Here is an 11,968-nt window from a genome sequence, read left to right as displayed (position 1 = left end):
ATTGGAAGCATATGCATTCATGGTATTTGGGCATATTAATTCAAACCCATGGTCATTAAAGGCTATAAAACACGATAAGATAGCCAGCATCGATACAATCATCAAAAGTATAATGCAAAGATGAAAGATCGTATTTGTCTTATAAGCGATACCAATATGATTATCAATAATATATCGATTTTCAGGCATACCTATATCCCCCTTTGGTTTATCGATGGTCTTCACTTGCCGTTTTAAAAGCGTTTTAAATCGTTTTAGATAGAGTTTTATCTAAACGATTCAGGCAAGTCCCCCGACCACCTCGAAAAATCATTTCAGGGGAGGTATGAATCGTAGTCAATTTTTATAAGAAATATTTTACCAACTATCATAGATAAAGATATTCTACTAAAATGTAATTTTAATATTTGAAAGTTAATTTTATTTGGTGTATAATGTAATTAATAAGTATTAACTTTATTAAAATAAGCCAATATTAACTATATTTTTAAATAATGTTAAATGATATTTATTATAAATTTTATTGTCAGATATTATTTGGTTTTTAGTAAATATAATGTATAAAATGTCGTCGAAAATATTGAATACTTACAGCGCCTTATTAGTGACTGAGGGTGTAATAGGATGGAGAATTCATCCAGCACTAGCCAGGGGGCGGTCAAGTGCGTAAAATGTGGTTCGCCCGACGTGATGTACAGCAAGAAGCGACGCGTCTACATCTGCGAGGACTGTGCGCAAGAGTTCACGCTCGAAGAAAAAAGGCCTGCCTGGCGTATTTTTATCAGTCACATGCCCGGTGAGCCTGCGGCAGAACGCCTGAGGACCGATCTATCGGCGGCCGGCTATGAGCTCTGGCCAAACCCTAAGCCGACCGATGACCCCGCCGGCAGCCGCGCCCAGGGCCTCGACTGGGTCGCCGAAACTGGTCGGAACGGCCGTTTTATCGTTTTGATGTCGCCCGAATCCATTCGCCGGCCTGACGGCCATTGCCTGGGCGACGTCGCCCTGGCCGTCCAGAAAAAGTTACCCATCATCCCTGTCATGCTCGCCCGCTGCGACATGCCTCTCTCCATCTGCCGCATCCAGCGCATCGACCTGATGGACTGTTTCCCGGTCGAAGACCACCGGGAAAAATATGATAAACGATTAAAGCTCATCGTCGAGACCATCGAGGAGGAAGGGCTGGACTATAAGAACGTCCAGTCGCGGCTCCTCCACGTCCTGGAGCCTTTACCATTCGACGTCGACATCCAGCGGCACCTGGCCCGCTTCACCGGGCGGCAATGGATCTTCAAGCGCGTCGATAAGTGGCTCGTGGACCCCAGTGCATCCCGCATCTTCTGGATCATAGGAGCACCCGGCGTGGGAAAAACGGCGATCGCGTCCTGGCTGGCCTTCAACCGGCCGGAAGTCGCGGCGTTCCACCTCTGCCGCTACGGGGATGCCGAGAAGTCGGACCCCCGCCGGGCGATCCTCTCCATCGCGTACCAGTTAAGCACGCAGCTGGCCGATTACCAGGAACGGCTCAACGGCCTCAACCTGGAAAAGATCGCCCGGGAATCGAACGCGAAGACCCTCTTCGATTCACTCATCATTCAGCCCCTCTCCGGTAACTTCCCCGAGCCCGGCGGGGCCATCGTCATCCTCATCGACGCGCTGGACGAGGCCACGCGTTCCGGCAAGAACGAGCTCGCCGAGCTCATCGCCTCCGAGTTCGGCCGGGCACCCCGCTGGCTGCGCCTGGTCATCACCAGCCGCCCGGAGCCCGAGATCCTGCACCCGCTGCAGGGCCTCACGCCGTATATCCTCGATACCGCCGACCCGGAGAACGAGCAGGATATCCGGGAATACCTGGCCCGGGAGCTCAAGCCGTACACGGCCGAGAAGGAAGTCCCGGCCCGGGCGATCGATACGATCGCGTCCATGAGCGAGGGCATCTTCCTGTACGTGGAGTGGATTCGCCAGGAGCTGGCGCAGGGCAGGCTTTCTTTGGGCCGCCTGGACGAGTTCCCCCGGGGCCTCACCGGCGTCTATTCCCAGTTCTTTACCCGGCAATACCCGGTCATGGAAAAGTACCGGAGTAAGATCAGCCCAGCCCTCGAGATCGTGGTGGCGGCGCTGGAGCCTTTAAAGATCCAGATGATCGGCTCCATCTTCCGGTGGGACGAATACGAGCAGGCCGATTTCTCCCAGGAGATCGGGGCTCTGTTCCCCATCCAGGATGAAAAGGTCCAGCCATTCCACCGGTCCGTCATCGACTGGCTCACGGATACGGCCAGGGCTTCGAACTACTTCATCGATGCCCGGAACGGGCACCGGCGGCTAGCGGACTGCGGATGGGAGGAGTATGGCCGCGGCATTGGATCAATGGCTGACTATATGCTGGCCCACCTGCCGGCGCACCTCATCAACGACGAACGATGGGACCAGGCCGTGGCGATGCTGGGGGACCTCAGGTACTTCGATATCGCCTGGGGCCGGAACGAGTTCACCGTCCAGAATTATTGGAGCCAGATCGAGGCCAGATCGGGGATCCTGCTGGTGGATTCCTATCGGCCGATCATCGTTAGCCCGAGTAAATATGACGGCCAGAGCCTGGGCGTGGCAAACCTGCTCTACAGCACGAGCCACTTTGCAGAGGCGGAAACGCTCTTTGATTACTTGGCCGGCTATTTCCGCTCGACGAATGACTTGAAAAAACTAAAGAATTCTATTGATAAAAAGGGGATGATCCTCGCCCATAAAGGGGATAACATCGAAGCGTTAAAAACGTTTAAGGAGGAAGAGCGCATTTGCCTCGAGCTTGGCGACCGCTTCGGCCTGGAAGACTGCCTTGCGATGGAGATCTATCCGCTCCTGAACATGGGGGACCTGGACGGCATTAACCGCGTCATCGAGGAGATGGACCGGAATTCCCTGTCCATGAATAAGCGGCAGATATCCCTGATCCTGCACGCAAAAGGGCTGGTGCTGGCAGAGACCGGCCGGCTCGACGAGGCCTTAAAAGTCTACCGGGAGAAGGAAAAGATTTGCCTGGAGCTGAAAAATGCCGACTGCCTCTACCATACGCTGAATAACATGGCCCTCATCCTCTACGAAAAAGGCGATTACGACGAGGCCCTGGAGATCAATAAGCGGCTGGAAAAGCTCTGCCTGGACCACAGTAATTTATTAATGCTAACTTATTGTCTGCTCAACTTCGTTTTCATCTATTACGATATCGGTGAAAAGGACAAGGCGCTCGAAACCCTGAAAAGGGTCGAGGAGCTCGGCCGGAAACTGGACCATAAATTGACCATCACCAACTGTTTAGGCACACTTTCCATCATTCGCCATGACATGGGCGACCTCGACGCAGCCATGGGCCTCCTGGAGGAGGAAATGGCGATCTGTAATGACCAGAATGATAAGCTCAACCTCCAGTATGTCCTGGGGAACATGGCTTTGATCCACTACGACCGGGGCCGGCTGGACGAGGCGATGCGAATGATGGAGGAAAAGCGGAAGCTGGCCTCGGGATCATCGATCACCCGGAGCGTCCAGGCGGCGATGGGCAACCAGGCGCTGATACTAGCGGACAGGGATGAGCTGGACGCGGCCTTGAAGCTCCATCAGGAGGAGGAAAAGATCTGCCGGCAGCTGGGAAATAAAAAAGAACTCGCAATCTGCCTGTTCAACCAGGCAAACCTGCTATATGCCCGGGGATTAAAGGACGATGCCATGCGGCTATACGGGGAAACGGAGAGCCAGTTCCGCCACCTGAAGTACCGGATTGGCTTGCAGGGCTGCCTGAACGGAGAGGCGATCATCCTCTATGAACAGGGTAACCGGGAAGAAGCCATGAAATATCTCGACGAAGCGGAGGATATCTGCCGCGCCATGGATTATAAAAAAGGCCTCGAAGCAACACTGATCAATAAGGCCGTCATCCTCCATGACAGGGAAGACGTGGCGGGCGCATCGAAGCTGCTCGAGGAAGCCGAGGGCATCTGCCGCGGGATGGGCTATAAGGAAGGACTTGCCATCGCGCTGATCGACCGGGCCGTCATCGCCGCCTACGACAATGGCGACCGGACCGCCGCGATTAAACTATCACGGGAAGCCTCGGAGATAACCAGGAATTGTGGCATCCATGCCCTGGCGAAAAAATTGGCGCATCTGCACAGGTCCATCGAGGAGACAACAGCCGGCACCACTGTCGTTCACGATGGTGGGGAGGGTAAAAAAGCTGCCCAAGCTCCTGGGTTAATTATGCAGTTCGTTAAAAGGCAAAAACAGGATAAGAATATTTGAGTGGCGAAAAAGAGCCTCGGATAAATTAATAATAGAGTGCATATAAATGTCTATAGAAAGAGCTAACAAGACTCATCGTATGGTGTGTAATGGAAACAGGTATCAAGTGCCCGGAATGCGGCTCGGAAAATATCCTGTTCAGTAAAAAGCGGCAGCTGCACATATGCGAGGACTGCGCCCACCAGTTCACGGTCCGCATGGCCGCTCCCCGGAGACGTGTTTTTATCAGCTATGGCCACGATGGTTATGCGTCATTCGCTCTCCAGCTCAAAAAGGACCTGGAGGAGCGGGGCTATGCGGCCTGGTTCGACCTCGAGCGCATCAAAGGGGGCGGCGACTGGGAGCGCTACATCGAGGATGGCCTGGAATGGGCGTCCGAATTCCGGGGCGAGGGTCGGTTCGTGCTCCTCATGACGCCCCACTCGGTGCGCAAGCCCGACGGCTATTGCCTGAACGAGCTCGCCCGGGCCCTGCAGCGTCGCCTTCACATCATACCCGTCATGGTCCTCTATGCCGAACCGCCGGCCTCCATCCATAATCTTCGATGGCTGGACATGCGGGACTGCATATCGGGCGGGGAGAAGTACCGGGACAAATTATCCGAGTTGATCGATGCCCTGGAGAAGAAGGAGATAGAGGAATATAGCGGTAACGATGATAAGACCCTTAAGGAAAAAGCAACTGCTATGCCGTCGCCCTCGAATTTTAAAAAGCCAAAAAGACTCTATATCGGGCATGGTACCGGCGAGCAGAAAGCCTTAGCCATGCGGCTTAAGGCGGACCTGGAGGCCAGGGGCTTTGCCGTATGGTCCGAGAAGGAGGAAATTCAAGACCATGAAACCCTGGTCGAAGAAGGGCTATCGTGGGCCTCGGCTATCCCCGATGAAGGCGGCTATATCCTGCTCATGACGCCCCATTCGGTCCGGCGGCCGGACGGCTCCTGCCTGAACGAGCTCGCCCGGGCCCGGAAGAAGAATTTACGCGTGATCCCCATTATGGTCTCGCTCTGTGAGCCGCCGCTGAGTATCTGCCGGACCCAGTGGCTGGACATGCGGGATTGCATGCCCGTGGAGCAAAGACATGAAAAGTACCGGACGAAGCTCGGGCAGCTCTTCGACGCGCTGGAGACCGGGAACCTTGATCATGAGGGCATCCAGTCGCGGCTCATCCATGTCCTCGAGCCGTTGCCCTTCGAGGCGGATATCGGCCAGCTTATAGTCAAATTTGTCGGGCGCCAATGGATTTTTAATCTGATCGACCGCTGGCTCGACGAGAATAACTCGCAGCGGATCCTTTGGATGACCGGCCTCCCCGGCAGCGGTAAGAGTGCCATCGCCGCGTACCTCTGCTATTTCCGCCCTGAAGTAATCGCTTTCCACCTGTGTAAGTACGATAACGCCCAGCTGTCGGACGTACGGCGCTTCATAACGTCCATCGCTTACCAGATGAGCACGCAGATACCGGAGTACCAGGTGTATCTCAATGCTCTTCCCCTGGAAAGCATCGTTTCCGGCTCGGATAATGAACAATTATTCGAGCGGCTCATCGTAGAGCCGCTATCCCATATAAAGCCAAAGAGCACACGGCCGATGCTCATCGTCATCGACTCCATTGACCAGGCGGGCCAGGTGAATAATGAGATCGCCCGGCTGATATCGTCCTTATTTTTAAAGACGCCCCGGTGGCTGCGCCTCTTCATCACGAGCCGGCCCGATCCTCCCATCCTGGCAATGCTTAAGGGTATCGAGCCCTTCATGCTGGATATCGCTTCACCGGATAACGAGAGAGACTTACGTACTTTTGTGCACAGCGAGCTCTGTACGAAATTTTCCTGCCCATCGATGCTCGTGGATGAGGCTGTCGAGGCCATAGTCGCGAAGAGCGAGGGGAATATGCTCTACGTGGACGTCGTTTGCCGTGAAATATCACAGGGACGGCTCTCGCTCGACCGGCTCGATGAGTTCCCCCGGGGACTGGGCGGCGCATATGCAGGGTTCTTCGGCCGCCAGTTCCCCTCCTTCGAGGAGTATAAGGCCAGATACCGGCCCTTACTGGAGCTCGTAGCCGCCGCGATCGCGCCACTTCCAATCGATGTGGCCGCAGGTGTGCTGGGAAAGGATGAGCTCGAGGTACACGCCCTTAGCGATGCGATGGGCTCGCTTTTTCCTCTCTCCGAAGGGCGCATCCGTCCCTTCCATAAGTCCCTCGTCGACTGGCTCGTATTTTCAGACCGGGCCGGCCAATATTTCGTAAGCCCCAATAAGGGCCACGCTCGCCTGGCCGAGTATGGGATGCGCGAGTACAGGGCCGGAGTTAATTCGATGTCATTATATATGCTTGCATTCCTGCCGGAACATCTGGCAAAAGCTAACCGTGTGGAGGACCTCCGGGCCTTATTATCCGATCGGCTTTACATCGAGCGCCTTATGTCGACTAGAGTGAGAAAGCCGGGCGATCTCGCCCGCTATAAGGAGATGTCTGAGCCCTTCGTGGAAAATAACGAGGCCGATATCATGCGCATGCTATAGACGGTAAGCAGCCCTCTGGATGACCTGAAATTCTTTTTCGTCCCGCATCGCATAGACCATTCGACGGATGTTGGAATCCGATATCAGCTTTTCCGGATCGTGCATGGCAGTGACTGCCCCGATAAGGCCGGCCTTCGTATCTTTAAGATAAAGCTCGTAGGCCATGGAGTCCATTAATTTTTTATCCAGAAATTCCCTTGTCTCGCCCCTTGAATTTATAATTAATCGGGCGACCCGTGAAAAAGCCGCCTGGACTTCGGGTGACGCCCGGACGATGGGCAGTGCCTCGATGCGGTAATTGCGGATGTTATTCTGGGAGCAGAAGAGCTCGAAGTACCAGTTCAAGGTCGACGAGTTGAGGAGCGCCATTAAATAGAAGGGATCGATGCCCTTATCGGTCACTATGATCTGCTTTATGGAGTTACTACACAGGTAGCCTGGCGGCAGCATCGCGAACTTGAGCCTGCGGGCACAGGCCTTATTCTGGGTGTTGCGGCCGATGATGCGCCAGTGCTCTATCGTATTTGCCGCCAGGGGCCGCTTTCGTAAGAACTCCCGCTTCTTCACCCACCTTGGCTGAGGGCCCTCAGGGGAAAGGTCGACGAAATATTCCCGTAGGTGTATGCCCTTAACAAAAATATCGCCCGTCGGCGCTTCCGAAATATATTCCTTATCAAAAGTCTCGTCCACGTTCCCGACGGATATTTCGCCTACAGGGGTTACGTCATTACAGCCTTTTAAAGGCGGAATATCTTTTAGCCGCCCTATCATATCCCACTCGAGCGATGGGTCGCTTAGAAGCGGCACCTCCATCCGGCCGTCGGAGACGCCGGCCAGCTCTGCATAGCCGACCGATATCGAGCCATCGCCATTGTCGAGGCTTTCGCTGTCCACGCCCATCCTCAGCCGGAGATGGCCGTTATTTGCCCGGGACTTATTGAGCACGACGATGGCCGTCGCCTGATTCACCCGTGGAAAAATACGCGAGCGCTCCGGGATCTCGACGACCTCTTCGAGGCTGCACGTATCGAACAGGTGTTTTCTCAGCATTTCCGAGCTCGACTCGTTCAGGAAGGACGATGGGATAATGAGCCCCATGCTGCCCCCGTCTTTTAAGAAACCGAGGTTCCTCTCGATGAATAATTTATACAGGTTAAGATTGCCCTTCTGGAAATGAAAGAGGCCGCTGGCCTTTACCTCTGCCGGTATGCTCTTTTTTTGTTCTGCGCTCATGCTTTTCACGCGTATATAGGGCGGGTTGCCGACAATGACGTCGAATTCACCGATGCGGGGAGCAAATAACGCGTTATCGCAGGCGAGGTTGAGCCTGGCTGGCCCTATACCATTTATGACGGAGAGCAGCAGGCGCAGGCGCAGCGAGGCGGCATCGATGGAATACCGGTCGACGTCCATGCCATACAGGTTATGCTCCACGATCGCCTTTTTAAGCACATATTCGGGCGGCATGCTTTTCCCGGCATCGACGAACGCCTCGACCCTCAACCGATAAAGCTCCTCCATGGCCGCTTCAAGGAAAATTCCGGTCCCGCAGGAACTATCGAAGACGCGGATATGATCTAATGAGTTCCCTCGCGCAAGGTACGACCCGATCGCCTTCCTGCATATGTACCGGGCGACCGCTTTAGGCGTATAGATGACTCCCGCATCCCGCGATAAGTCACCATAATGCCGTACTACGGCTTCGTCGAACCTGGCACAAGCCGCACCCGGCGTAATCCTTCCCGATAGCGCATCGTCAAATATCACGGATAATAAATCCATAGTCTGTCTGATATATGCGCGCTTAAGCAAATAATATGTATGATAACGGCAGTGTCTAAATCACCGGAGGAGCCTTGCCCGATTTCATGGTAAAGAAAGTAAAAGCCCATAGTAATGGAGCTGATTTCGTTTGGCCCGGGTAGATGATCTGCGGCAGCTTCATGGCGAAGCCATGCGGCTTGCCCGCGAAAAGATTGCCGAAAGCCTGGCAAGTAAAGATATGGACCTGGTGCAGGCCGCCCGGTCGCTGGATGACCTCAACGAAGCTTTCAATATTATTTCCGAGCGCCTCGCCGAATGGTACGGGATCCACAATCCCGAAAAACGTTTGCGTCCCGTCGAGCTTATCGAGCATATATTAGAAGAGTCGAGCGAAAGAAGACTGCCAGAGATGGTCGCGGCAATAAATGACGATGATCTCAACGCTATCCAGGGAGTAGCACAGACGGCAAGAACGCTGTTCTGGCAGAAGAGAGCCCTTGAGGATTATATTGATAAGACCATGCTGGAACTCGCCCCGAACCTGTCCACGGTGATGGGCCCCACGCTGGGAGCCAGACTCATATCACAGGCGGGGAGCCTGGAAAAGCTCGCCCGAATGCCGGCCGGCAGCATACAGGTCATGGGAGCCGGTGAAGCGCTCTTCAAGCATCTCCGGCTAGGCACGCCATCGCCCAAGCATGGCCTGATATACAAGCATCCGCTCATCAGCGGCGCCCCGAAGAAGGCCCGGGGCAAAATCGCCCGCATGCTCGCGGGCAAGACGGCCATCGCCGCGCGCGTCGACTATTATTCGGGCGAGAGAGTGGATTTCGGCGACCTGAAGGCAAAAGCCTCCATGATTAAAAGCCGGTCTAGGGGAGGAAAGAAGCCTTGAGCGATATAAGCAGTCTGCGGCCGGCGGGCATCGATAACGTATTCTATGTAAAGACGGATGGCCGGGAAATGCTCGCTACGCTTACAGATCATCCCGATGCCGATTCGCTGATTTTCGAAGAAAAGGTTTACAGGCTGTGGAGCCCGTCCACCAGTAAGCTGGCATCGATGATCGTAAAAGGCATGAAAATTCCTCTTAATATGGGATCAAGCGTCCTCTATCTCGGGGCCGCCAGCGGCACGACGGCCACTCACGTGGCCGATATCGTCAGCGATGGCGTCGTCTTCGCGGTGGAGTTCGCCCCACGGCCGGCCAGAGACCTGTTAAAGGCCGTCGAAGGCCGGTTCAACGTCATGCCGGTCATCGCCGACGCCAGGCAGCCGGATAAATACCCGCCATTCATGGATAAAGTGGATGTCATATACCAGGACGTGGCACAGCCGAAACAGGCCGCCATCGCTAACGTGAACGCTGAAAAATACCTGAAAGGCGGCGGTTTCCTTATTTTGGCCATCAAGGCGAAGAGCGTCAGCTCGACAGAGAATGTCGGCGACATATTCCGGGATGAGCTTCGAACCCTTGAAAAAGATTTCGAGATCTTAGAAAAGGCTTCATTGGAGCCCCTTCACCACGGCCATATGGCCGTCATCGCACGCTATAGAAAATAAGCTCAGACTTCTAAGGTAATTAGATCGTTAGCCGAAAGCCGGTTAAGGAATTTGATGAGACGCTTCTCGATCTCCTTCTCATCGCCTTTACTGCGTTTCATGATGATGCCCTTGATATCCTCCACGGAGTGCGTGCCGTCACATAGTTCCCAGACGATAGCGCCCAGCGGGTTGAACCGGAAGCTTCGCTCATCGGGTATGTCTATAAAGCGGTTGAGAAACTGCGTCAGGCGATTCTTTTTATATTTTGCGTAAATCATGAGCGAATCAGAGCCGTTGCCCTCCCACTCGACGTCCTCGCTCCTCTTCGGCTTTGCCTTCAATAATTTTTTGTAGGGTATTTTTGCCTTCGTACCCTTCAAAGTGACGAACGCGGGCATACACAAAAAGAGGGCTTGATACGATTTATACCTTTCCAGTTTCGACAGAGACGGCGAGCTCGATCTCTTTCAATAATTGGTCTTCCGTCTTGCCTTCCGTCGGGATGTTCATCCTGCGGGCGATGCCCAGCACCGTCGTCGAAGGCGGCTTCGGGGCCGACGGTTGAGCGTTCGCCGCCCTGTTGAACTCTTCTTCCAGGTCCCTCTGGGCTTTTTTAAACTCGGCGTAAAAGCGGCCCAGCTCACGGATGTACTCGGGAAGCTTATCCGGGCCGAATAATAAGAGGGCAATGATTGCGATGAAGATGATCTCGTCGAAGCCGACCATGGCAACAGATTGTTAGGGCTTAAACGTATATACTTTTTCGGAATGTATCTTCAAGCCGGTTTATGCCGTTTTATTGGCCAAAAGAATATAAATACGGCCGAATATTTTCGTCATGAAATTAAATGTTGAATTATTTTACATATTTTATGGGTTCCGTACATCATTCGAAATACTGGTTAATTAATATGTTTAGTTGCATATAATTGCCGTTTAATTCAATTAGTCGTAGGAACGCTTTTCAATAAGACGTAATTTGCTCAAGTTATTTATATTCAGGCGATAGAGTAATTATTAATAAAAATGGGGGACATATGAAGAATGCTATAGTGGTAACCATAAGTATAGTTTTTATTATTATATTATCCATTATTATTTGTCAGTCAATGTTGATTACCAGGGCGGACAATAATGCATGTGTAGAAACCAATGTTCATGAGAGTACTGATAATACTTCCATTATACCAGCCATAAAAAGTGACTCTGCATCGATAAACGATACTTCATTTGATTTGGCCGGGGTAACCTCAACAGACCCCACGGCGGCCCCGATGGTCACTACAGTCCCGGAATGCCATCCGGTGACCATACAATCTTCCTCATTGCCGACACCGGCACCGCAAAGGAAGAGTTTACCGCCCCCGACGATTCCAACACGCCCTGGAGAGAAAAACCCCTTACCTACTGTAAAGGGTTAATAAAAATACAGGAATATCGATTGAGGATATATTGTTAATAAATGCTGTGTCGAATATGCCCTTTTAAGTCTCAGAGTGTACGGAGGCACTATTTTCACCACAAAGGCCAGTAGTTCCGTGTTTGTTATGTAATCGTTCGTCCTTTGTTCGTGTGGTTCGCTGATTTGTCCGGTTTTTCAACACGAAAACACGAAAGACTTTTTAGTCCCACGTAAGGGCACGAACCACACTAAAGTAGATGCTTTCACGTCAAAACACCAAACAACCTCCCAAATGCACGGACCTCGCTAAATTAATAGAAACACTAGAAAAAGCATTAATTTCATGCCGTTCTCGTGTTTCAATCATTTAGCGCTTTAGTGCCATTCGGGAGGTTGTTTAGTGTTTTAAGCGCCAGGCATGGGCCTTAGTGATTTT

9 protein-coding genes are annotated in these 11,968 nt (G+C 52.8%); 5 read left to right on the top strand and 4 right to left on the bottom strand.

The window, feature by feature from the left end; all coding sequences use genetic code 11:
* Nucleotides 1-225: hypothetical protein (locus tag VMC84_RS04180; protein ID WP_325378443.1), on the bottom strand; the 225-nt coding region annotated here is incomplete at its 3' end.
* Nucleotides 226-624: 399 nt separating this feature from the next.
* On the opposite strand from VMC84_RS04180, the gene VMC84_RS04175 reads away from it, so the two are divergent.
* A complete protein-coding gene (locus tag VMC84_RS04175) occupies nucleotides 625-4,293 on the top strand; it encodes a tetratricopeptide repeat protein (protein ID WP_325378441.1) in 3,669 nt (1,222 codons plus the stop codon).
* An 89-nt stretch (nucleotides 4,294-4,382) separates the two neighbouring features.
* Complete coding sequence (locus VMC84_RS04170; RefSeq protein ID WP_325378439.1) at nucleotides 4,383-6,821, top strand: TIR domain-containing protein; 2,439 nt, start codon at nucleotides 4,383-4,385, stop codon at nucleotides 6,819-6,821.
* On the opposite strand, the gene VMC84_RS04165 is transcribed toward VMC84_RS04170, so the two are convergent.
* A complete protein-coding gene (locus VMC84_RS04165; protein ID WP_325378437.1) occupies nucleotides 6,816-8,588 on the bottom strand; it encodes an Eco57I restriction-modification methylase domain-containing protein in 1,773 nt (590 codons plus the stop codon). The genes VMC84_RS04170 and VMC84_RS04165 overlap by 6 nt on opposite strands.
* 145 nt (nucleotides 8,589-8,733) lie before the next feature.
* Here VMC84_RS04165 and VMC84_RS04160 point away from each other — a divergent pair, with 145 nt between their 5' ends.
* Both VMC84_RS04160 and VMC84_RS04155 read left to right on the top strand, forming a co-directional pair.
* Nucleotides 8,734-9,480, top strand: coding sequence for an NOP5/NOP56 family protein (locus VMC84_RS04160; protein WP_325378435.1), 747 nt, complete (start codon nucleotides 8,734-8,736; stop codon nucleotides 9,478-9,480).
* Nucleotides 9,477-10,148 (top strand): fibrillarin-like rRNA/tRNA 2'-O-methyltransferase, encoded by a 672-nt coding sequence (locus tag VMC84_RS04155; protein ID WP_325378433.1) that lies wholly within the window; start codon nucleotides 9,477-9,479, stop codon nucleotides 10,146-10,148. The genes VMC84_RS04160 and VMC84_RS04155 overlap by 4 nt, the downstream gene beginning before the upstream one ends.
* Nucleotides 10,149-10,150: 2 nt before the next feature.
* On the opposite strand, the gene VMC84_RS04150 is transcribed toward VMC84_RS04155, so the two are convergent.
* A complete protein-coding gene (locus VMC84_RS04150; protein ID WP_325378431.1) occupies nucleotides 10,151-10,528 on the bottom strand; it encodes a PqqD family protein in 378 nt (125 codons plus the stop codon).
* Between the two features lie 25 nt (nucleotides 10,529-10,553).
* Entirely contained in the window at nucleotides 10,554-10,856 is a 303-nt protein-coding gene (locus VMC84_RS04145; protein ID WP_325378429.1) for a twin-arginine translocase TatA/TatE family subunit, read from the bottom strand.
* A 311-nt stretch (nucleotides 10,857-11,167) separates the two neighbouring features.
* On the opposite strand from VMC84_RS04145, the gene VMC84_RS04140 reads away from it, so the two are divergent.
* Entirely contained in the window at nucleotides 11,168-11,551 is a 384-nt protein-coding gene (locus tag VMC84_RS04140; protein ID WP_325378427.1) for a hypothetical protein, read from the top strand.
* The last annotated feature ends 417 nt before the right edge of the window (nucleotides 11,552-11,968 follow it).

Origin of the sequence: Methanocella sp., assembly GCF_035506375.1 — an archaeon.
Taxonomy (GTDB): Archaea; Halobacteriota; Methanocellia; order Methanocellales; family Methanocellaceae; genus Methanocella.
Note: the sequence above shows the minus strand (reverse complement) of the source record. Positions and strands in the feature narration are given on the sequence as shown.

What these genes read in the sequence shown, in the direction of transcription:
- VMC84_RS04175 (WP_325378441.1), top strand. Translation starts at nt 625, where the DNA reads ATGGAGAATTCATCCAGCACTAGCCAGGGGGCGGTCAAGTGCGTAAAA.
- VMC84_RS04170 (WP_325378439.1), top strand. Translation starts at nt 4,383, where the DNA reads ATGGAAACAGGTATCAAGTGCCCGGAATGCGGCTCGGAAAATATCCTG.
- VMC84_RS04150 (WP_325378431.1), bottom strand. Translation starts at nt 10,528, where the DNA reads ATGCCCGCGTTCGTCACTTTGAAGGGTACGAAGGCAAAAATACCCTAC.
- VMC84_RS04145 (WP_325378429.1), bottom strand. Translation starts at nt 10,856, where the DNA reads ATGGTCGGCTTCGACGAGATCATCTTCATCGCAATCATTGCCCTCTTA.
- VMC84_RS04140 (WP_325378427.1), top strand. Translation starts at nt 11,168, where the DNA reads ATGAAGAATGCTATAGTGGTAACCATAAGTATAGTTTTTATTATTATA.